Raw genomic sequence first — 22,137 nt, 5'->3', positions numbered from 1 at the left:
CACGGCAAACAGCCGTAGTGCGCCAATTTCATGCTATCCGACAGAGCCGGAAGGGCCTCCGAAATGAATAAGTTCGATGCAACCGTGGAACGATACGGTTTGGTCCGGATGCTTTCGCATCAGCAATACACATTAACGTGATAGGAGAATCGAGATGCACAACTTGACCCATCAAATTCAACAATGCGAGCAGTTGATCCATCAATTGATGAATCAGACTCAACAAGCGACTCAAATGTATCAGCAAATGCTGCAGCAAGAGCAGCAAAACGCGCAAACGCTGGAAGGGCTGGTCCGCCGCGAGCAGCAGGCGGCGCAAATGATCCAAACCGCGCTTCACGGCCATCAACTGGCCATGCAGCAGATGCAGCAGGTTTCCCAGCTGTGCAAGCAGCTCGAGCAGACCGCCCAAAGCATGCAGAGCTCCAACCCGCAGCAGCAATTCCTGCAACAGCAGCCGTATCAGCAGCAACCGTACCGGCAGCAGCCGATCAATACCGGCTCTTCTTTCCGCAACCTTCAATAAAACGGCATAAGCAAGGGCCTTCCCGCCATGACGATGGCGACTGGAAAGGCCCCTTCGAGCAAGATCGAACGGGATGCAACAGAGCGGATAATCTACCCTTTTACCGCCCCGGCCGTTATCCCGGCAATAAAATAGCGCTGCAGAAACACAAACAGCAAAATAACCGGCAGCAAGGCGATCAGCGAGCCCGCAAATACGATGCCCCACTGCGTCGTATACTGGCCTTGAAAATTGGCCAAAGCAATCGGCAGCGTCCGTTTCAACGGATCGTTGATAATCGTGAGCGCCCATGGGAACTCTTCCCATATGGTCAGCGCGTTAAAAATCGTAACCGGCACGAATGCCGGCTTGGACAACGGCAGAATGACCGATAGGAACAAGCGAAACGATCCTCCGCCATCGATCGAAACGGACTCGTCGATCTCCTTCGTAATCGTGTCGAAAAAGCCTTTGAGCAAAAAAGTGGTAAACGGAATCGCGCTTGCCGTGTATACCGTAATCAAGCCCCAGTAGGAATCGAACAATCCCAGGCTCCGAATGAGCATAAATTGCGGAATGACCAGCGTTAAACCCGGAATGACGAGCGCCCCCATCAGCATGGCGAAGGTCAGTGATTTGCCGGCAAACCGAAAGCGCGAATAGGCGAAAGCCAGCATCGACGACAGCACGAAGATAAGCAGAAAACTCGCCGCCGTAACCATGACGCTGTTGCCCATATAAATCGAGAAATTTTGGCTTGTCCACGCCTCCGCGAAGTTTGCCCATGTCAGCTGCGATGGCAGCAGCTTCGGAGGGTACTCGAACAGCAATGTCGAAGGCTGCAACGCGGTCGTCAGCATAAACAGCAGCGGATAAACCGAGATGACCGCCCCCGCCGTCAAGACCACCATCTTGATAATGCGATACACCATTTTCATCCCGATCTTTCCCCTCCCCTAATTGGACCTGTTCCATTTGAATTGGATTGCCGTGAGAAGGGCGATCAAGAGAGCGAAGACGTACGACAGCGCGGACGCGTAACCGAGATCGTATTCGGTGAACGCTTTCTGGTACATCCATGTCAGCATCACCTCGGTCTGGTGCAGCGGGCCGCCTTTCGTAATGAGAAAAACCGATGTAAATACGTTGAAAGCCCCGATGATCAGCATAATTTGAATAAAGAAATTCGTACTGCGAATGGACGGCAGCGTAATATGCCAGATGCGCTGAAGCGGGCCGCATCCGTCCAAATCGGCGGACTCGTACAAATCTTTCGGCACGCCTTGCAGAGCGGCCAAATAGATGACCATCGCCCAGCCAACCCCCTTCCAGATGCCAAGCATGCTCAAGACGATCATCGCCTTCCACGGATCGCTTAGCCAACCGATCCGTTCGTCCGCCAGATGAAACACATCCACGATCAAATAGTTCAGCAGCCCTTGATCGGTCACGATAAACGTAAAAATAAGCGAGGCCACGACCCAGGACGTAATAACAGGCAAAAAGTAGAGCGTGCGGAACAGCTTCGACCACAGATCGGCGCGATTCAGCGCATATGCGGCGGCGAAGCCCAAAATCATTTGCCCCGGAACGGAGATGACGCCGTAAATCAAAATATTTCGCGCGGATATCCAGAACACCGGGTCCTGAAACACTCTTCGGTAATTGTCCAAACCGACAAACGAAGCTTCGTTCAAATTGGACAGTTTGAAATCGAAAAAGCTGTAAACCCAATTATGCAGCAGCGGATAGACGAGAAAGACGCAAAAAAAGATAAAGCCGGGAGCCAGAAACAGATAGCCGTCCCATTTGTTATGTCGCAACTTTGGACACTCCTTCGTCAAGGCAGCCGGACACCTGATACCAGGCGGTTCAGGTGTCCGGCATTCGGTTCGTTATTTGGCTAGAAGCGCGTCAATGCTTTCGGCGGCCGCATCCAATTCGGCCTGGATGTCCCGATCCGTCATAAAGATGGACGACATCGTGTCGCTCAAAATGCGGTCGATTTGCGGCCATTCGGGAATCGGAGGACGGGCTTTGGCCGTTTTCAACTGCTCCAGGAACGGTGCGAAGTATTCGATTTTTCGGATCTCTTCGTCTTCGATAGCCTGCATGTTTACCGGAATTTGGCCCGCTTTGGCCATTTCCTTCTGCGCGAATTCGCTTGTCATAAACTTGACGAACTCCCAGGACTCCTGCTTATGCTTTTGACTGAAAATACCGATATCTTCCCCGCCGAGCACTTGAACGGAGCCGGTCTCCCCGCCGGGGAACGGCGCGACAGCCGTCTGAAAATCGGGGAATTGGGACTGGAATTGCGCGAAAGCCCACGGGCCTTCGGCCATCATCGCATAGGTGCCGTTCGCATGTCCTTCGGTAACCGGCACATTCCCTTGTTCAAATCCGGCGAGCTCGCCTTGCTTGTATGCTTCGCGCAGCCGTTTCAATATATTTGCCGTTTCGGGAGCGTTCAGGTAACCTGTTGCCGAATCGTATTGCGGCGACAGCACGTCGGCGCCGTTGCTCCAGAGCCACGGCAATATATTCCAGCCTTGAAGCGCCGGCTCGCCGTATCCCCATCCGTCCGGATTGGCCGCTTTCAGCTTGCCGAGCTCGCTGAAAAATTGGTCCGTCGTCGCCGGCGCTTCGGTCAGACCGGCTTTGGCGAACAAGTCCTTGTTCCAGAACAGCACTTTCGTATTCGTATTGAGCGGCAAGGCGTAATAGTGATCGCCGACCTTTGCCGTCGAAACGGGGCCTTCGAGCAATTGCCCGACGACCTCGTCGAAATCCGCAAATTGTTCGTCCAGCGGAACGAGCAATCCGGCATCCTGAAACTCCGGCACCCATATAATATCGAGCCGGGCGACGTCGGGAAGCTCTCCGGCGCTGCCTCCGATTTGAATCTTCTTGTGCAGCTGATCCCACGGAAAGGCGACCGCGTTGACCTTAATGCCCGGATGCTCGGCTTCGAACTTCGGAATCAGCACTTCGTTCAACGTTTTCTCTTCCGGCGAGGCGGTGCTGTAATGATGCCAGAATGTAAGCGTTGCCGATTTCGGCGCTCCCGCCTCTCCGTTTTCGTTTCCGCCGGATGCGGTCCCGTTTCCTTCTCCTGAACCGCCGTTTCCGCAGCCAGCCAGAACAGCGATCAACAGTATCGCGATTATGGAAGAGGACAACCGTCCCCGCTTCATTTTCATATTCATTCGATCTTCTCCTTATCGCTTACGGTTTAGAAAAAATGCGTACCGCATCACCGGCAGCAGCCCATCGGGACAGGGGACGGCCGGGAAATGCACGGCATGCAGCTCGTCCGTATCGCAGCCGAGTTGACGGCAAATCTCATCCAGACGCCGGTCCTGCTGCGAAAAGTTCAGCAGAAGGACGGCCTGCTCGGCTCCGTACATCCGTTTCACCGCGTACACGTCCAGTTCGGGAATGTGCCGCAGCTCCACATGGCCATGCTGAAGCGCCGCCTCCGTCGTTTTGAGCCGGTTCCATTGACGCAGCAACGTCCACAGCGGATGGTTCTTATAATCGGCGGTCCACGTCATGCACGCTCTGCAACCCGGATCGTTATCCCCCTGGAAGCCGAGCTCGTCGCCATAATAAATGACGGGATTGCCCGGCAGCGTATACTGAAGCGCGACAAGCAAATGCAAAAGCTCGATCCGGTTGCCGCAGCGGGTCAAAATCCGCTCCGTATCGTGGCTGCCGAGCAAATTGAACATTTGCGAAAGCTCCGCTTCCGAATATCGGTTGACATAACGGACCAGCCTGGCATGAAATTGCTCCGCCGTGATGGAACGGTCGACGATAAAGTCGATCAGGATGGAACGCAGATCGTAGTTCATGACGCTGTCCGTGCCGCCGGACATCATCAGTCTCTTGGCATCGTGCCAAATTTCTGCGATAATAAAGGCGTCTTTATTTATTTGCTTCACATGGGAGTTCAGTTCGCGCAAAAAACTGAGCTCCACCTCATCGGCGACGTCGATTCTCCAGCCGTCAATGCCCGTTTCTTTCTGCCAAAAAGAAACGATGTCAAAGACGTACTGCTTCACCTGGGGATTCGACGTCTTCCATTTGGGCATCCATCGATAATACCAGACGGAATCGTACTTCGTATCGCTCAACGTAACCGGATATTCGCGGATATAGAACCAGTCGCGGTACACGGAGCGCTCTCCATTCTTTACGACATCCTGAAAGAACGGATGATCGTAGCCGCAATGATTGATCACCAGATCGAGCACGACTCTGATGCCGAGCTCCCGGCATCGTTCCGTCAACCGTTTCATATCTTCCAATGTGCCGAATTGCGGGTCGATCTTGAAATAGTCCAGCGTGTCGTATTTATGATTCGATTTCGCCGCAAAAACGGGATTCAAATAGAGGGCGTTAACGCCAAGTTCCTTCAAATAATCGAGCTTGTCGATAATTCCCTGTATATCTCCCCCCATCATATTGTCTCTGGTAGGCGGCGTCCCCCATGGCAGCGTGCCTTCCGGGTCGTTCGCCGGATCGCCGTTGCGGAACCGCTCCGGGAAAATTTGATACCATACCCTGTCGCGTATCCAGCTCGGTGAATGTACGGCGTCCCGGTCGCTGCCGTAAGGAAACTCGAACGCCCCTTTGCCCGGCATTTCATCGGCTTCGTGCAAGCCGTCTTCGTTCAGCCATAGCGTCCCCCCGTTCATCGAAAACTTGAATGTATACTGAAGGTATCGAACACTAGGTTCCATACACGTCCAGTTGATCCGGTAATAGGCATAGCGTTCGGATTCCGCCCAGCGGCTCACCTTCAACCGCTCGGTGCGGTAAGGCTCCCGCCTCGCTTTGTTCCAGGCGATAAACTGCACGTCCCGCGCATGGGCCGGCAGCTTCAACCGAATATCCAGCGATTTCGGTTCCGTCAGCGTGACGTCGATCGCAGGATCGTGATAATAGCTTGTTATCATTTCATCTGTCCTTTATTCAAAATCTGATGTTCTCGCCAAAAATGCGGGAATCTGGATAAAGTGCGGAACGCCTTCTTTTTGATTGATGATGGAAAGCAGAAGATGCGCCGCCTGTTCGCCCATTTTTTCCAGGTCGATCGACACGTAATGGACCGTTCGTTTGAAATATTGGAACATCGGGTTTTCGTCGAATGTCCCGAGCTCGGCATCCGGCAGCGGCAGACCGTCAGCGGTCTCCTTCAACAATTCGAACAGCTGCTCGTGCGTGCAGCAGATGACGGCTTCCGTGCCGCGGGCTTGCAGCTCGCCGACGCTCGTGGCGACGAATGCGGGCAGGCCGAGCTTTTCCATCGTGCGGGTATATCCGTCAATCCGATCCGCGATAAATTTGTCCCGCGCAATAGCCTCCTGATCCGTATAAAGATGAATGCGCCGGTAACCGTTCTCGTACAGGCGCTCGGTCAGCAATTGCGCCGCCTGCCGGTTGTCGACGTCCACCCACCGAACGTCGGAATGGCCGAATTCCCGTTCTCCCAGTACGACGAACGGCATCCGATGCTCCTTCAGCAGCCTGTAATTGGCTTCGTTGTACAAGGAGCTCGGAAGAATGACGCCGTCGACGCGCCGTTCCTTGACGACCCGCTCGAACATGGATGTGCCGTCTTCTCTCTCATGCCGGCTCATCATCAGGAACAGATAGTCGTTATCGTATATGACATTCTCGATTCCTTGCAGCATCTTGTAGAAAAAATGGTTGGCGAACGCCCGCTTGTCCTTGTAATCGTGACAAAATCCGACCGTAAACGTTTTGTTGACCGCCAGTCCCCTGGCAATCGTATTGGGCGTATAGTTGTATTCCTTGATAATCCGTTCGACTTTTTCCTTCGTTTTTTGCGAAATCGTAGCGCTTCCATTTAACACGCGTGAAACGGTCGCTTTGTTGACTCCCGCGAGCTCGGCGATTTTTTGAATCGTTATTTTGTTTTCGTTCACGTCCGAAAATCCTTTCCGCATTAATGCAACCGGTTGCATAAAACATTATACGAAATTGCGGTCGAATTGGCAATAAGTTTGTCTAAATTTGTCGTTCAAAAGTCCCGATAACGCTTTTCGAATATCCGATTCCTTGACAGGCAAAGCTAAAGCTGGAAGGGAGGCTGTCATGGATACCGATAAAAATTGCGATTTTTCACCGTTAAAGCAGGAGCTTCAAGCGCAACTGACTTCCATCGCCCATCGTCTGGACCGGGTTATGTCCGATCTGGACGAAAACGACACTTGCCTGCTGAACGAACTGGACGAGATTTCCAAAAGCTTCATGCTATCCAGCGCTTTGGCTTCTTCCTACTATCTGAAATGCTTCCTGTCTCCGTTCACCGACAAGTACGATGAAATTTCGCAATCGATCATGCGAATCCGGCTTAAACGTCTGGGCGCCCTTATCGTTATCGAGCGGGACGTTCCGGTCGCGGATTTGATCAGCCCGGGCATCCCCTTGTCTGCGGAAATTACGAGCTCGCTCCTGGAGTCGATCTTCGTCGCCGGCAGCCCGCTGCATGACGGAGCGGTGCTGATCAAGGGCGATAAAATCGTTTCCGCGGCCAACATTTTGCCGCTCACCAAGAAACGGTTCAGCGGGCGGAAGCTCGGCACCCGCCACCGGGCGGCGATCGGCCTGTCCGAAAGATCGGATGCGCTCGTCCTGGTCGTATCGGAGGAGACCGGCACGACTTCCTTCAGCCTGGACGGGCGGCTGTACCCTTTCTCCATTCCTGCGCCTTCCGAGGGCAGCGAATTTAACGAAACGGCCGCCGGTTCCGCCGCTGCGAAGCGATAAACCGGCGTTCTTGAGGGCACGCCGGTCCCAACTTTCGCTTATGCCGAACAGGAATGCTGAGCATTATCGCGCTACGACTTCCGTGCCGGCGATGTAATCGTGAAGCGCGCGCTTCCCCCTGCCGGCCAACAGAACGGCAATATAGATGATCATCATCGCATTCGGAATGATAATGAGCCATTCCCTTCCCGTATCGGCCGCTCCCTGCCACCACGGTACCGGATAGAGCAGGATCACATGGGTCGCCTCCCAAGGCAGCAGCTTGACGAACGTTCGGGTCAGCGCCTGGCGGAAGCGAAGGCCACTCCCGCCGACCGCGATTACCCGAATCCCGAGCAGCCGTTTGCCGGCCGTCTGCCGCCAGCGCATTTCGCATCCGGTAAAACAGATCCATACCGGCAACGAGATCGTGGCCCAAACCCATAACATGATTTGATAGCCGTACTCGAGATGATCGAACGGAAACCCGCCCGTCACCGCGTACAGAAGCGCCTGAAAGCCGATCAATACGGCTGCGGCCATGACGACATCGAGCCAGTAGGCGAATAATCTTGCAACCGATAATCGCATCGCGCGAGCTTCACATCCTCTGCCGGATATTTTCATTGATTATCGTATTTTCCATATCTTACTTCATGCCCCGCGATCCGTAAACCGGCTTCCGAACGAACCGTCCTCGATTCCGAAACATAAAACAGGACGGAAACTGTCCTATCTGCGGCTTCCGTCCTGTATTTTTCTCAAGGGCGCATGTCTGTCGCGCCTTCCGCCAACTTGTCCAGCGCTTTCATCACCGTGCGCAGCGTCGCGGCGATGCCGCGGATGTCGCCGGGGTCTTCGCCCAGATCGCCGTCGCCGAACAGGGCCGCGACGAGATTCTCGCCGGTCGCGTTCCAGCCGGTGACCAGCATCCCCGGCATCCGGTCCAGCGCGTTCCGCTCCTTCGCCTGCCCGACCGCCTGCTCCAGCAGATCGAGCGCCGCTTCCGGCGTCTTCCAGCAGCACGGCCACACGGTAAATCCTTTATCCAGAAAATAACCGATCGACGGATAAGCGTCGAGCTTGTCGTAATGCCAGTCGCACAGAATGACGTCCTTCGGAATACGGTCGACCGCCGGCCAAATGCCGTATACGTCGCCGTCCCACTGCGAATAGCCCATCCCTTTCGCATCGATGAGCCGGTCCGCCCACATCAGCATCTGCACGTTCCGCTTCTTCGTCAGATGATCGTAATACGCGTTCGCCGCGTCCGCGAACAGCTCCGCCTTGTTTTTCCCGCGGCAGCGCGGGCACTGGTCGTCGGCGATCGCGAACACTTCGTCCATGCCGACGTGCAAGGCGTCCGCCTCGAACGCGTCCAAGAGCTCGTCCATCAGATCGAAGACGAGCGGATTGATATCCGGATGCGACGGACACCAGCTCGGACAATAGAAGTCCGGCCATTTCGCATCGGTCGGCACATGCGGCGTCTCGTCGAACTCGGGATGCGCCCTTAGCAGCGAATTGCGGGAGCCGCCCCAGCCTTGATGGCCCAAACATTCGAACAGCGGGATAAGCCGGATGCCGTTTTCCTTGCACAATGCGGACAACTCCCGCGCGTCCTGCTTCGTCAGCGTCCCTCCCGACACCTCCGGATGCGATTCGAACACGAACGATGTATTGCATTCCAGAACGAGCACGTTGACGCCGAGCGGCACCAATTCATCCCGGATGACCCGCTTCAAATTGCCGACATCCTCATGCGATCCGAACCGCATATGAAATCCGCGCAACTGCTTCATTGCCGTCATTCCTCCCGACTGTCATTGGTTTCTTCCTAACCGTGCCTGCCGTTATCCGACCAGACCGGTCCGCTCCACGCTCTCCACGAAATATCGCTGTACGAACAGATACAGAATGATGAGCGGAGCCATGGACAACAGAACGCCGGTATTCATCAGAATCGAGAAATAGACCGGATCGGGCTCTCCGCCGATCGCTACGCCCATCCCCATCAGCCCTGTCGACAACACCTTCACCTTGCTCAGAAACAGCGATACATAATAGCTGTCGTTCCATTGCCAGACGAAGGAGAACAGCAGCACCGTCACGATGGCGGGAACCGCGTTCGGCAGCATGATGCGGTAGAAGGTCCGGATCACTCCGGCCCCGTCGACCAGCGCCGCCTCTTCGATCTCCTTCGGAATACCCCGGAAAAACTGGCGGAAAATATAAATGTACAGCCCGTTCTTCAAGCCCATCGCCGTACCGGAGGAAATGAGGAACGGCCAGAACGTGTCGATCAGGTTCACGCTGTCCTTGCCGGTGAACAGCCCGATCAAGCCGAATAAGTCGAAATACCGGTACGTCAGGTACAGCGGAATCATAATCGTCTGCGGCGGAACGACGATCGTAAAGACGACGAGTCCGAACAGCAGACCGCTTCCTCTGAATTTCAGCCTGGCAAAAGCGTAGGCGGCCAGAGCGCAGGATACGAGCTGAATGAGCGTCGTACTGGCCGATATCGCAAACGTATTGAGCGTGGCCGGAACATATTGCATCGCTTCGATCGCCTTCTCGACGTTTTCCAGCGTAAAATTCCGGGGAATCCACAGCACCGTCGGATCGTAAATATCGACTCTGCTGCGGAACGCGACCGACAGACGAAGAAACAGCGGAAACAGGATAATGAAACAAAATCCGGAAATCAGCAAGGCGCGCAGAACGATCCAGATCCATCGTTTCGCCCGTTCCGCAGGATTGTACCTGATGATAAACTGCTCTGCGTATGCGGCTGGCCGTTTCATTCCCCTTTCGCCCCCTCTTCAGTCGTAATAAAACACTTTTCTGGATATGAACCAAGCGGACGTCGCGAGAATGAACGCCACAACCGCAAAATAAACCCAGGCCATCGCCGCGCTCAGACCGAAATCGAACAGCTTGAACGCGGTGGACGAAATTAATTCGTTAATGCTGTTATGGGTGAACGAATCGATGATCGAATAGACCGTATTCGTCAGAATGAGCGGCGACAGCATCGGAAATGTCACCTTCCAGAACGTTTCATAGCCGGTGGCGCCTTCGATTTTGGAAGCTTCGTAGAGCGAAGGCGAGATCGATTGAAGGCCGGCCAGAAAGATCAGAATTTGCACACCGGACAAGCTGATAATTTCGTAGATGCGGTCGACGGCGCCGGTCACATAGTTGACGAAGACGGGCGAAATGCCCGATTCCAGCAGCATCTTCTTCAGCTCGAAGCTCTGCAGCGCATTGCTCTCATCGCTGCCGCTGCCGCTCGTCAGCGCGCCGACGAAGCTGCTGACATCGATGTTTGCGATCGCGCTGGAAGCGAGGATGACCGGCAGGAAGAAGATCGCCCGCGCGAGCGCCCGGCCCCGGAATTTCTGGTTCAGCAGCACCGCCGCGAACAGGCTGAAGAAAATAATAATCGGCACGTTGACGACCATGTTGACGACCGCTTCCGCAAGCGCCCGCGGAAAGTCCGCGTTCGAGGTGAACAGCTCCGTATAATGGCCGAAGCCCTGATAGACGACATCGAAGCCGCCTTCCACCAGCTCGATCGAGCTAAGGCTGAAGCGGAACGACTGGATAAGCGGCAGGATGAACAGCATGATCAGTCCCGTCATGAGCGGGATGCAGAATATGACGCCCCAGAGCGCCTTCGTCTGTTCAAGCGTTAACCTTTTTTTCAAGATGGCTCACCGTCCAGCCGGTAGCTGCGGGCGTCGATCTTCATGCCGTTCACCTGCACAGCCGTATTGTTGTAATTGACGATAATGGACACGCCGTTTTCGAAGACGGTCTGCGTGACATTGTCGGCCAGCTTGCGGTGGTCGGTAATGACCAGATGCCGCACCCGCTTCAACGTCTCGCTTGCTTCCTTATAAAGCTCGGCCGCTTCGCCGATCCAGTCCCCGTAGTGCAGCGCGTACAAATCGTTGTACGGCGTTTCCTTGACGGCCGACGACGGACTGAACATCCACTGATAATAAATGTTCGAGCCGGTCTCCAGCGCCTGCAGCGCCGCATAATGCGGATCCTGGCGTTCGCTCATATTGAACGGCGTCCCCGCCAGCTCGAAATAGCCGTGCAGCGCGATCTGGTAGAACGGAACGGTTTCGTCGGTCAGATTGTGGCCGCTGCTTCCGTCCGGCGCGTTCACGATCATGCCGGCGTAAGGCAAACTGTACGCATTGCCGCCGCTGACCATCAGCTTCCCCGTCCGCTCCCGCAGCATAGCGGCCGTTTGCTGCGCAATCTGCAGCGCATCCTGCCGGCTGACCGGATGATCCGTATCGAAGTCCGAGTTGACTTCGCTTCCGAGATCGCGCAGCGACAACCCTCCGATGCCGTAATCGTCGTACGCCGCGGCGAAACGCTCGGCCAGCCCGAACAGCGCGGAGGGAGACAGGATGTAATGCGAGAAGGCCGACTTGTCCTGCACGCCGCTTACCAGATCGTACTTGTATATTTTCGCCGTCTTCCGGTTCAGGAACGACGCCGGACGGCCCGGCTTCTCGTATGCCTGCTGCAGCGCCACATCCGGATACAGCTCCACCTGATTGGACTCGGCATAGTTCACCAGTTCCCGCAAGCCGCTTTTTCCGCCGAGCGCGCCGATCGGACGGACCCGGGACGGCAGATCGTGGCGTATCCCGCCGTTGAACCAGCCGACATACCTTAATGCGATACGGCCGACGCCTTGCGCTTTCAATTCCTGAAGCAGCTGCCGCGCCTCGCCATATCCGGTCAGCGATTCGGTCGATTTGTACGGAATACCGAGGAACGACTTTTCCTTCGGAAACGCGCCAACCAGCTCGAGCATGAACGGAGCGTCTCCCGGCTCCAGCCTGGTCAGCCCGTAGCGCTCCGCCAGCCGCTCCCGGTAGCGGACGGCCATTCCCGCGTAATCCGCTTCGTCTCCGCTCAGGAAGGCGTACCGGATCAGGATGTCGCCCTGATACGGCTGCCGCTCGAACATCGGCACCGAGCTCGATTTCGTTCCGGACGTCAAGGTGTAATGGTCCATGGCCACAATTTTGAACTGCGCGCCGACGGTGTTATAGGAATCGTTCCGCCCCCCGATATCGGCCATGACGGCAGCCAGCGCGTCTCCGTCCTCGATCATGCCCACGAAGGCGTGATCGTTCTGCTTCATGCCGAACACGGGCAGCCGGACCAGCTCGCTCTGCCGCGGCGCTTCCTTCACATCGAAGGTGCCGTCGTCGCCGTAGACCGCCCGTCTGAACGCTTCGGCGTTCAATCGTCCGTTATTGAGACGGATGAGCGCGCCCGTTCCGTCCGGTACGAACAGATAGCCGGTTTTCGAGCTGCCGGCTGCGCCGAAGTGCTTCAGCAGCTGCAAATGGGCGATCGGATACGTCTCGGCATAACGCAGCTCCGCAAGCGGCACCTTCACGACAAGATGCTCGCCGTCCAGCTCGTATTCAAGCGGTACGGTAAACGACGGTTTCTCGGCCGCGGCCGCGCTGCCGTCTCCTTCCCCTTGATCCATGGCCGCGTCCTCCGCCGTATAGCCGATCGACGCAAGCGTCGCGGACAGTTCCTCCAGTACATAATCCTGCAGCTTCCGCAGCTCGTAAACTTGCGCCTCTTCATTAAACCGGAATTTGAAGGCGACATCCTCCCGGACGTCGGCGTCCTCGATACGGTTCAAGATCGCCTCTTCCATCCGCTCCTTGCTGATGCGCTGCGGCACGTTGCTCGTCGCCGCGGCTGCGCTTCCAAGCTCGTATACGACCTTGAGGCCGGCCCCCGTTTGTTCGAGCGTAAATTGCCCTTTCTGCACGCTTTCCGCATAGCTGTTCATGGTGTTGATTTGGCCTTTCTCGTTATAGTAGGATACGATCACCTGCGAAGCGCTCTCCGCCTTGTAGAGCGGAGACGCGATCGGGTCCTCGTCGCGGTCGGCGGGATTGGAAAACCAGACATAGCCGTCCCGCTTGTCTTTCACGGCGATTTCCGCCGTGTTCCGGTTGGCGTACAGCACGAGCGTTTCGTTCTCGGCCATCCGTTCCATCGCGCGGAGCGCTTCGAGCTCCTTGGCCGTATTGGCAGTATGGGTCGTATTAGCCGTCGTAGTGGCCGGCAACGCCGGAGCGGCCGGACGTTCCGGCCTCCGATCGGATGCTTCGGCTGCCGAATTCGCCGGCGCCGCGGACGCTTCCGTTTCGCCCGGACGGGCGGCCGTATGCGTTTCCGGCTGTGACGCCGTATTCCCGGCCGCCATCGCGGCGAACGATCCGGCGACGATGCAGACGCACAGCAGGCCGATCGCTGTTTTGATCCATCCGGTCAAATCAATCCCTCCCTCCTGTCGGCTTGTCATCCCGGGCGGTCATAGACGGAACGTCAACTCCCGATAAATCGAAGCGATAAAGCTGATCATTTGCTGCATCATGCTGAAGAAGAGCACGCCGAGGAACATCAGAATGCCGATGACGATGATTGTCAGCAGCATCGTCACGAGCGTCTTGCCCGCCGTAAATTGGTGAACGGTCATCGTTCCGACGAACAACAGGCCGACAAACCAGATCCAGGCGATCGCTTCCAGCAAGTAATAGAACGAGCTCTCATCACCCGAGATGACGCGGCTGTACAGCGTCTGCGGAATATAGACGATCACGAGCGGCATGAGCGCGTAACCGGTCGCCATGACGATGTCCTTGAACGTCCCTTCGCCGTCCATCAGCGTCGTAAGCGACCAGTTCGCCACGCACCAGAGCAGGAACGGCAGCAAGATGTACTGCAGCTCCTGCAAGCTGTTCAGTTCGGACAAGTTGTTGAAATTCACGACAAAGCCGCTGTACTGGCGCTTCACAATGGTCACGACGGCAAGGCCGAACAGAATGAGCAGCGCGACTTTTAACCGGCCTTTATGCTCGTACTTCATTTCCCAGAAGCCGTTGAACGGATGTATCATCGTATAAAACGGGTTGCGCAATACGCCGATTTCCTTGTAAAAGCTCCCCGCGGCGATTTTTCGGCGGCTGAACCTGTAAACGGCGAAGACGAGAACGGCGGCTGCAGCGGCGGCAGTGACGAACGTGCCGAATCTTTCGATGACGATTTCCTTCCGGTAGCGCTTGAACGCTTCCGAATAGTACTCCCGGTTGTTGCCGAGCTTGAAGTATGCCATCGCCTGGCGATTGTCGCCGTTCTTGAGCAGCGATTTGCCGATTCCGATGTAGCCGACATCGAAATTGGCGTTCAGTTGCAGCACTTGCTCCCACGCTTCGGCGGCTTTGTCGGACTCGCCGTTATGGAGCGCGATGACCGCTTCCCGGATCAGACGGCCGTAGCGCGTAGGCTCGAACACGGAGATGCGGTTGTAATCCTTGTCGAGAACGATCATCCGGTTCCCGATCGTATCGATCGCCGACGGCGTGCGGAACTGATCCCGTTCGCTGCCGAGCGAGCCGAACGTATACAGCAGATTGCCGTCTTTGTCATACGTGAAAATGCGGCCGCGCTTCGAGTCCAGCGCATTGTACATCCCGCCTTCGTCGGCGGCGATGTCGATGAAGATCGAGCTGCCCGGCCGGCTTCCCGTCTGCGGCGCGCGAATATCGCCTTTCGGTGGAAAATAACCTTTGGCGCGCAAGATGTCGGCGCCCGACGGATTGAGCATTTTGATCGGCCGGCTGGCATCCTCCTCCGAGGTGGTCGTGTAAATAAACCCTTTGCCGTCAAGATCCAGATTGTTGAATTCCAGCGGAATGAACTGTTCCATCTGATCGCGCTGCGCTTTCGTCGATATCCGTTTCCAGAACAGATCGAGCGGGTCGAACTTGACCCGGTTCGTGCCGAGGAAGCCGACGAAGCGCCCGTCCGAATCGAACTCGATAATGCCCTCGTAAGAGCCTCTGCTGACGACATAGATCCGCTCCGCCTTGTCGACGGCGACTTTGATCGGCGTATACCGGAAGCCGCTGCGCAGCAGCGTCGTTTCCGGCGCGCCGATCTCCCGCAGCAGCGTGCCGTCCGCATTCAAGACGACCAGTCTGCGGTTCTGCGTATCGGCGACGAAAATCCGGCCCTTGTGATCGACGAACACCCCTTCGGGCTGGCCGAACGAATCCGCGCTGCCGCCGTTGCCGAACTCCGCGATGACGCGCACCGCGTTCAGATTCCGGTCCAGGATGACGATCCGGTTGTTGCCCGTATCCGCGATATAGACGCGGCCGTCCGGTCCGACATACAGATCCTGCGGATTGGATAACGGTCCGACGCCCAGGCTCTCCCCGTCGATCGTCCGTAGCAGCGTGTACGGCACCGGCGAAGGAACGGCATCGCCCCAATAATTGTAAGTGTAGCTGTCCGATCCGGCATGTGCGGGAGCAGCCAAACCGATCAAGATCGCCATGGCGAACAATATGGCTATCGTTCTTCTCAAGCGGCTCCCCCCTGTCAATCTTTCAGACCCGACGTCGACATCGTCTGAATAATGTTGCTCTGTGTCACAATAAAGACCGTGATCGGCACGACCATCATGAGCAGTGTCACGGCCGCGACCGGTCCGGTGCGCACGATGCCGCCGGCGGCGATTTGCCCGAATACGTCATTGATCGTCTTGAGCTGCTCGCTGTAAATAAATTTGATGGCGCTGCCCGACCACAAATTTTGCAGGGCAAAAATGATAAGCGTCAGCCAGGCGGGCTTGACCATCGGCATGACGATCTGCCAGAAGATCCGGTATTCGCTGGCGCCGTCCATTTTGGCCGCTTCGATAAGCGCGTCGGGGATTTGCTCCATGAATTGCTTCATCAGGTACAAGCCCAGCGTCATCCCGAATGCGGGCAGAATGATCGCCCAGTACGTGTCGATCAAGCCGAGCCAGGAAATCGTCATATAGTTCGGCACCTGCGTCACATGGGACGTGAACATCAGCGACAGGACGACGATGCTGAACAGCACCGAACGGCCCGGAAATTTGATCTTGGCGAGCGGATAGGCGGCAGCCGACGCAAGCAGCACGTGGCCGACCGTTCCCGTCGTCGTAATGAAAAAGGTGTTGAAGATATAGCGGGAAAACGGGACCCACGAATCGTTGAATATATGGACCAGATCGATAAAATTTTTAAACGTCGGATTGCGGACGAACAGCTTGGGCGGAAATTGGAAAATTTCGTCGATCGGCTTGAATGCGTTGTTGATCGTGAACACAAGCGGCAGCGCCATGAAGCAGGCGACCATGCCGATGACGGCGAACAGCAGCAGATCGACGCCCAGGGACCGGTTCAAACGTTTGAATTTGTATGCCTTGATGATTCTCATGCTATTCCCCTACCTTTCTCAGCAGCTTCTGCGTGAGCAGGTTGGTCAGCAGCATCATCGAGAACAATACCGTGGCAATGGACGACGCGTAGCCGAGCTCGAACCGGATCGTGCCGAAATCCATCAGGTGCGTCACGATCGTATGGCCGGCATAGTCGACGCTCGGGAAGCCGAGCAGATTGACCGACACTTCCGCAACGGCAAATGCCGTCGAAATTTGGATGACCGCTCCGAACATGAGCTGCGGCCGCATCGCCGGCAGCGTAATGAACCACAGCTCCTGCCACCGGTTGCGGATGCCGTCGATGGCGCCGGCTTCGTACATCGTGCGGTCCACATTTTGCAGGCCGGCGATAAAGGCGAGGAACGAGGTTCCCAGACTGAGCCAGAGCTGGACGATAATGAGGATGCCCAGCATATATCGCGGGTCCTGCAGCCATTGGACCGGTTCGAGAATGAAGCCCCAGCTCATCAGAAACGAGTTGGCGTAGCCGTAGGAGTCGCTCGAGAAGAGCAGCTGCCAGATCAGCAGAACGTTGCCCGAGATGGACGGCGCGTACAGCACAAGCGTCAGAAACGCGCGCAGCCTCGGAGGCAGCTCGTTGATGAGCCAGGCAAACAGAAAGCAGGCCATATAGCTGATAGGGCCGGTTATCGCGGCGAACAGAATCGTATTTTTTACCGCGATCAGGAACACGTCGTCCTGGACCAGCAGACGGATATAGTTCGACCAGCCCGCCCATGTCGGCGGTTCCAGCATATTGTAATGGGTGAAGCTGAGCAGCAAAGACATGACAACCGGAACAACCGTAAAGGTGGTGAAAATAAGGAAATACGGCGCCATCAGCACATATGCCTGCCTATGCCTCTTGATTTCGACGAATGCTTTCCGTATGGCCCCTCACTCCTCGTAAGGTAGATTGAACTCTTTGCGCTTCAGCGTGATTTCCTCATTCATGTATCGAACGTAATATTCCATCGCTTCCCTCGGATCGTCGCCCTGCACGACAACTTTGCGGAACGCATTGTCGACATGACGGCCGGTCATGTATCCTCCCGGCACTTCCGGATTGCCGTGCACCCACTCGAACTGCTCCATCAGCCTTCGGTAATCTTGCGATGGCCACGGCAACAGCGACAATGCTTCCAGGTTGGCGGTCGGGTAACGCGCCGACGTGCCGAGACGAATTTCCATTTGCCGGCCGAATGCCAGCTGCGTCTCCTTGCTCGTCCACCATTTCAGGAACGACCACGCCGCTTCCTTGTCTTTCGCCGATTTGAACATGACGGCTCCCGTCCCGTTGCTGCCGACATCGCGGCGAATTTGCCCGTTCTCCGCCGGCATGCCGGGTACGGGCACGAATTCCCACAACCCTTTCAGCTCCGGAGCGAACACGCTCAGCATGTTGTACATCGTATAATCGGCGATGCCGATCGGCATCTCGCCCGTCCGGAACCGGTTCGCAAAGTCGATCTGAATCGGCAGCTTGTAGCTGACGAACAAATCGGTCCAGGCGGTGAACGCCTCGATGCCGGCTTTGCTGTCCAGATTGCTCTTCATGCCGTTGTCGGTATACAAGGTGCCGTCCCGCTGATACAGCATCATCGTCAACGCGGAGCTCGGCATCAGCGTGGAGCTCGGCGTCTGCGTCGCCGACTCGCTGCCGGGAAGCCCGAAGATCAGATTCTGCTTCTGCAGCGTCGGAATCATCTCGTATACGTCATCCCACGTCTGCGGGATTTCCAGCTTCAGTTCGTCCATAATGTCTTTGCGGTAGAACATGACCGGAAACGTCTGCTGCTCGGGAAGCGCATAGTAGCGGCCGCCGAACTCGTAAGGCACGAGCGCGCTGTCGTGAAAACGGGCCGCCACCTCGGCGAAATCGGGAAAGTCGCTTAACGGCTGCAGCGCATTGCGCGTCGCGTAATTGACCGGCTGCTCGTTGGACAGCTGCAGGGCGATGTCCGGTCCTTTCCCCGCGATCGTGGCGGACAGGACGACATCGGGATTGACCAGCTTCAGACTGACCTTGATGCCGGTCTCCTTGGTAAAGGAATCGTCGATCAGACGTTTCAGCACCTGAGCCTGGTCCCTGGCCGTAGTCAGCCAGACGGATATCGCCTGGTCGTCCTCGGCGCCGTATTCGTCGTAATCTTCCGTAAACGAAGCGAGGAACGAGCGGACGCCGCTCGCCGCGCTGCGGAAGAAGGACGACTCCGGCTGCGGCAGCTTCGCGCCCGGCGAAGTGACGAGCAAGTAGTCGATCGCGAGCGGCTGCTCCTTGAACGAATTAAGCCAATCGCCAAGTCCGCCGACGTTCGTCTTGAAGCGGTCGATCCGGGACGGTACCGTATCCGGACGCTCCGCCATATCCTTCAGCTGATAAGCCAGCGACTTGATCGTGGCGGTCCGGTCGGTGCCGTCGCCGGCTCCCTCGATCAAGTCCGCGACTGCGTACAGGTTGGCGCTTTCCCGCCGGAATACGTCGATCATATGCGGAATGCGGCGGTCGAGCTGATAGTCGCGGAACGAATCGGGCACGGTGCCGGTATAGCTGATAATTTCCCGATACATCGCGTTCAGATTCAATATGGTCGTCTCGATCGCCCGAATGACGGCGGCCATATCCCCGAGCGTCGTTTCCAGCCCGATCGTATGCGTGCCTTTCGTCAAGTAAAACCGATACGGCTCCTCATCCGATCCCAATACTCCCATCTGCCAGTCGCTGCTGTAGGGGAACGCGATGCGGCCCGCTTCGCGAAACGGGAGCTTGCCGTCGATCGTCAAGCTCCGCACGGCATAACCGCCGCGCAAATAGTTCTGGCGGAATTTCAGGGCGATGGTGTACAGGCCGTCCTCCGGCGCTTCGAATTTCCACTCGATCCGCTGTCCCGGCAGCCGCCAGCCCCATCCGCCCATCGCGTTGTTGCGCACTTTCGACACATGGAACGGTTCGACCGCCGGGTCGGAGCGGTCATTGTACGGAAGCAGCGTCGGCGACGACTTGCGCGCCGTATGCTCGCCCTGGATTTTAATCGGGACGCTCCCGGCATTCCGGTAGCCTTTCGCCTCGTATTCCGCCTTCACCTCGGCGTACGCCGGCTCCTCCGGCACATTCAGCAGCTCGAAATAATCGATGGTCAGCGGTTCTTTCACGGACGTCAGCGACAGCGCATGTTTCCCTTCCGTAAAATAAAACAGATACGGTTCCGTGTAGTAACCGGTCGTATCCTTCAGTACCGTCTCCTGCCACATGCGCACTTCCACCTGAGCGGGCATCAGATCGTTGCCCTGTTCGTCCCGCTCGAACGCGTTCGTTTCGTTCTTCCAGACGCGGTGGAAGACGATGCTGCGGGCCTCGGCGAACGGCAGCTCGCCGTCGATCCGCAGCTCGCGCTCGACGTCCGATTCTTTGCCTTCCGGTACGAAATATTTGAACTGCAGATTGTACAGCCCCGTCTGCGGAACGTCGAATTCCCATGTGACGGTGCCGGTTTCGTCCGTCCATACCGCCGCTCCCGGCCTGCCTTCCTCGTCTTCGGCCGCGGCTGCGTCCATCCCCTCGACACGGGTGTAGCTCTCGCCCTCCACCCTTACTTCGATGCCGGGACGTTCGGCGGACGCCGTCAGCCCGGACAAATATTAGTCGTAGCTCCCCTGCTTGTAGGAACCGCCCGCAACCATGGCGGTCGGGCCGACCGGCGAAGGTCCCACGTTCACCGCCTGGCGCGCCTTCGTGCCGGACAGCGGCCACGCCACGGATGCGGCCGCAATGATAACGAGCGATAAACCAATCATGAACTGGATCGGCCGCCGCATGTCCTACCCCCTCTTCGTTCGGGCTTCTCCTTCCCGTGCCGGCAGGCGCAGGAAGGAGAAGCATGGCGCATTGAACAGCTGTACCGTTTTACTTGCTATCGCTGAGCAGCTTGCCGATATTCGCTTCGAACTGCTGCTTGACTTTGTCGACCGCAGTAGCCGGCGTCACCTTGCCGTCGGTAATGTCTTTGACGACGCTTTCAAACAGCTTTTCGCCGTCCGGAACGGCATAATAGGAAATGTAGCCGATCTTGTCATACATCTGTTTGCGGGTGTCGAGCGATTCCTTGGACGGCCAGGACATGGCCCACGATTCCTCGGTCAATTTGCGCCCTTCGCCGTACAGATTGATTTCATCGTAAATATGCATAGCCGCTTCGGCGTTTTTCGAATACTTGGCGGCAAAATACATATTGCCGAACGGGGTATAGCTTTTATAATCGTCCGCGTTCGGACCTTTCGGCAGAAATACGTAACCGATCTCCTGGCCGGCCAGCCCTTCGATCAGACCGCTCAGCTCCCAGCTGAAGCCGGCATAGAAGACGCCGTTGCCGGATACGAATTCTTTCGTCTGGTCTTCCACATTCGGCTTGATCGATTTGTCGACATTGTACAGATCCGAGACGAATTGCAGCGCCTCGATCGCTGGCGGACTGTCGAGCGAAAATTTGATTTCGCCGTTCTCATCCTTGTCGACCGCCCCGTTGTTAACGTAAATGAATTGCTCGGCCAGCCATTTGACGCCGCCGTTCGCTCCCGCGATGCCGTAAATATCCGTCTTGCCGTCGCCGTCGGTATCTTTCGTCGCCCGCTTCACGTAATCGCGGAACACATCCCAGGTCCACTCGCCTTTCTGCTGCAGCTCGTACGGATCTTCCAGACCAAGCTTTTCCACGAGCGTTTTGTTGTAATAAAATCCGTACGGGGAAGGCGATCCGTCATAGTGGCCGTACTGCTTGCCTTTGTAGCTGCCGCCTGTTCTCATCCATTCGTTGTATTTCGGGTCCGACATGTCGAGCCACTGGTCGATCGGTTCGATCAGCCCTTTCTCCGCAAGCGTCGGGAACGCCCAGAACAGCTCCAGCACGACGACATCCGCGAACGGTTCGCCGGCAAGCGAAGTCGTGGTGAAATGCTCCACATAGTTTTCATAGTCGGCGAATTTGACAAATTCGATTTTGGCGTTGTATTTCTTCTCTACTTCTTCAATCTTCTTCACCATCATTTCCGCGGCCGGAGTCCGCTCTTCCGCCTTCGTCTCGCGCGGATCGGCGCCGTCCCACCACAATCCGATCTTGACCGTTTCCCCGTTCAGATCGAATATTTTCTCATCCGACTGCTCCGGCTCCGCTTCCGGTTTCGTTTCCTCGCCGTTGCTGCCGGTTTGTTCGGCGGCCTGCGCGTCCCCTCCGGCATTCCCCTGATCCTGCGGTTTCTCCGTATTTCCCGAGCAAGCCGCCATGATGACGAACAGCATTAGACAAATGAGCAGAAAAGGTTTTTTAATCGCTTTCACTTTACCGCCTCCATCTCCGGAATATTTGACAGTAGTGCGAAAAACCGAATGCAACCCATGACCCCTTTGATTTCCCGCTTTGCCCCCCTTCGCCTTGAAAAGGTGTTCCCGTCCCCTGCTGTGCGACGACAATAAGAATGAATATGGTATACCGACTTATCCGAAAATTGATATACCATAAACTCTTATTGCGCCTAT

The 22,137-nt window shown here is 56.4% G+C and carries 18 protein-coding genes; 2 read left to right on the top strand and 16 right to left on the bottom strand.

Annotated features, from left to right (window positions below; translation table 11 throughout):
• Positions 1–154 precede the first annotated feature (154 nt).
• Positions 155–526: a hypothetical protein gene (locus tag ABEV74_RS13795; protein WP_430146736.1), complete on the top strand. Its 372-nt coding sequence runs from the start codon at positions 155–157 to the stop codon at positions 524–526.
• A 92-nt stretch (positions 527–618) separates the two neighbouring features.
• Here ABEV74_RS13795 and ABEV74_RS13790 read toward each other — a convergent pair whose 3' ends face one another.
• From ABEV74_RS13790 to ABEV74_RS13770, 5 genes are all read right to left on the bottom strand, one after another.
• Complete coding sequence (locus ABEV74_RS13790) at positions 619–1,443, bottom strand: carbohydrate ABC transporter permease (protein ID WP_430146734.1); 825 nt, start codon at positions 1,441–1,443, stop codon at positions 619–621.
• An 18-nt stretch (positions 1,444–1,461) separates the two neighbouring features.
• Positions 1,462–2,328, bottom strand: a complete 867-nt coding sequence (locus tag ABEV74_RS13785; RefSeq protein WP_430146733.1) for a carbohydrate ABC transporter permease — start codon at positions 2,326–2,328, stop codon at positions 1,462–1,464.
• Between the two features lie 72 nt (positions 2,329–2,400).
• Positions 2,401–3,714: an extracellular solute-binding protein gene (locus ABEV74_RS13780; RefSeq protein WP_430146731.1), complete on the bottom strand. Its 1,314-nt coding sequence runs from the start codon at positions 3,712–3,714 to the stop codon at positions 2,401–2,403.
• Positions 3,715–3,726: 12 nt separating this feature from the next.
• Complete coding sequence (locus ABEV74_RS13775) at positions 3,727–5,469, bottom strand: glycoside hydrolase family 13 protein (protein WP_430146729.1); 1,743 nt, start codon at positions 5,467–5,469, stop codon at positions 3,727–3,729.
• 12 nt (positions 5,470–5,481) lie between these two features.
• A complete protein-coding gene (locus ABEV74_RS13770; RefSeq protein WP_430146728.1) occupies positions 5,482–6,462 on the bottom strand; it encodes a LacI family DNA-binding transcriptional regulator in 981 nt (326 codons plus the stop codon).
• Positions 6,463–6,631: 169 nt separating this feature from the next.
• Between ABEV74_RS13770 and cdaS the strand changes: the two genes are divergently transcribed.
• Entirely contained in the window at positions 6,632–7,306 is a 675-nt protein-coding gene (cdaS, locus tag ABEV74_RS13765) for a sporulation-specific diadenylate cyclase CdaS (protein ID WP_430146726.1), read from the top strand.
• A gap of 63 nt (positions 7,307–7,369) precedes the next feature.
• On the opposite strand, the gene ABEV74_RS13760 is transcribed toward cdaS, so the two are convergent.
• The 11 genes from ABEV74_RS13760 to ABEV74_RS13710 all read right to left on the bottom strand — a co-directional run bounded on the left by ABEV74_RS13760 (position 7,370) and on the right by ABEV74_RS13710 (position 21,939).
• Entirely contained in the window at positions 7,370–7,876 is a 507-nt protein-coding gene (locus tag ABEV74_RS13760) for an RDD family protein (RefSeq protein WP_430146725.1), read from the bottom strand.
• 170 nt (positions 7,877–8,046) lie between these two features.
• Positions 8,047–9,087 carry a family 20 glycosylhydrolase gene (locus tag ABEV74_RS13755; protein WP_430146724.1) on the bottom strand — a complete coding sequence of 347 codons (1,041 nt, stop codon included), beginning with the start codon at positions 9,085–9,087 and terminating at the stop codon, positions 8,047–8,049.
• A 51-nt stretch (positions 9,088–9,138) separates the two neighbouring features.
• Positions 9,139–10,092 (bottom strand): carbohydrate ABC transporter permease, encoded by a 954-nt coding sequence (locus ABEV74_RS13750; RefSeq protein ID WP_062493005.1) that lies wholly within the window; start codon positions 10,090–10,092, stop codon positions 9,139–9,141.
• A gap of 18 nt (positions 10,093–10,110) precedes the next feature.
• Positions 10,111–10,998 carry a carbohydrate ABC transporter permease gene (locus ABEV74_RS13745; RefSeq protein WP_307860603.1) on the bottom strand — a complete coding sequence of 296 codons (888 nt, stop codon included), beginning with the start codon at positions 10,996–10,998 and terminating at the stop codon, positions 10,111–10,113.
• Positions 10,995–13,625, bottom strand: a complete 2,631-nt coding sequence (locus tag ABEV74_RS13740; RefSeq protein WP_430146722.1) for a DUF5696 domain-containing protein — start codon at positions 13,623–13,625, stop codon at positions 10,995–10,997. Before ABEV74_RS13740 ends, ABEV74_RS13745 begins: the two co-directional genes overlap by 4 nt.
• 39 nt (positions 13,626–13,664) lie before the next feature.
• The gene (locus ABEV74_RS13735) at positions 13,665–15,722 is read right to left on the bottom strand and encodes a YIP1 family protein (RefSeq protein ID WP_430146720.1); all 2,058 of its coding nucleotides are present in this window, start codon (positions 15,720–15,722) and stop codon (positions 13,665–13,667) included.
• Between the two features lie 14 nt (positions 15,723–15,736).
• Positions 15,737–16,603 (bottom strand): carbohydrate ABC transporter permease, encoded by an 867-nt coding sequence (locus tag ABEV74_RS13730; protein WP_062493001.1) that lies wholly within the window; start codon positions 16,601–16,603, stop codon positions 15,737–15,739.
• A gap of 1 nt (position 16,604) precedes the next feature.
• Positions 16,605–17,498, bottom strand: a complete 894-nt coding sequence (locus ABEV74_RS13725) for a carbohydrate ABC transporter permease (RefSeq protein WP_235593430.1) — start codon at positions 17,496–17,498, stop codon at positions 16,605–16,607.
• Between the two features lie 6 nt (positions 17,499–17,504).
• Complete coding sequence (locus ABEV74_RS13720) at positions 17,505–20,243, bottom strand: extracellular solute-binding protein (RefSeq protein ID WP_430146719.1); 2,739 nt, start codon at positions 20,241–20,243, stop codon at positions 17,505–17,507.
• A 3-nt stretch (positions 20,244–20,246) separates the two neighbouring features.
• On the bottom strand, positions 20,247–20,402 hold the full coding sequence (locus ABEV74_RS13715; protein WP_430146717.1) for a hypothetical protein: 156 nt from the start codon (positions 20,400–20,402) through the stop codon (positions 20,247–20,249).
• A gap of 109 nt (positions 20,403–20,511) precedes the next feature.
• Positions 20,512–21,939, bottom strand: coding sequence for an extracellular solute-binding protein (locus ABEV74_RS13710; RefSeq protein WP_430146715.1), 1,428 nt, complete (start codon positions 21,937–21,939; stop codon positions 20,512–20,514).
• Positions 21,940–22,137 lie beyond the last annotated feature (198 nt).

This window comes from Paenibacillus cisolokensis, assembly GCF_050481165.1.
GTDB classification, from domain to species: Bacteria; Bacillota; Bacilli; order Paenibacillales; family Paenibacillaceae; genus Paenibacillus_AH; species Paenibacillus_AH cisolokensis.
Note: the sequence above shows the minus strand (reverse complement) of the source record. Positions and strands in the feature narration are given on the sequence as shown.

Coding starts and splice junctions, on each gene's coding strand:
- ABEV74_RS13750 (WP_062493005.1), bottom strand. CDS start 10,092: ATGAAACGGCCAGCCGCATACGCAGAGCAGTTTATCATCAGGTACAAT.
- ABEV74_RS13795 (WP_430146736.1), top strand. CDS start 155: ATGCACAACTTGACCCATCAAATTCAACAATGCGAGCAGTTGATCCAT.
- cdaS (WP_430146726.1), top strand. CDS start 6,632: ATGGATACCGATAAAAATTGCGATTTTTCACCGTTAAAGCAGGAGCTT.
- ABEV74_RS13775 (WP_430146729.1), bottom strand. CDS start 5,469: ATGATAACAAGCTATTATCACGATCCTGCGATCGACGTCACGCTGACG.
- ABEV74_RS13760 (WP_430146725.1), bottom strand. CDS start 7,876: ATGCGATTATCGGTTGCAAGATTATTCGCCTACTGGCTCGATGTCGTC.
- ABEV74_RS13780 (WP_430146731.1), bottom strand. CDS start 3,714: ATGAATATGAAAATGAAGCGGGGACGGTTGTCCTCTTCCATAATCGCG.
- ABEV74_RS13730 (WP_062493001.1), bottom strand. CDS start 16,603: ATGAGAATCATCAAGGCATACAAATTCAAACGTTTGAACCGGTCCCTG.
- ABEV74_RS13790 (WP_430146734.1), bottom strand. CDS start 1,443: ATGAAAATGGTGTATCGCATTATCAAGATGGTGGTCTTGACGGCGGGG.
- ABEV74_RS13715 (WP_430146717.1), bottom strand. CDS start 20,402: ATGATTGGTTTATCGCTCGTTATCATTGCGGCCGCATCCGTGGCGTGG.
- ABEV74_RS13755 (WP_430146724.1), bottom strand. CDS start 9,087: ATGAAGCAGTTGCGCGGATTTCATATGCGGTTCGGATCGCATGAGGAT.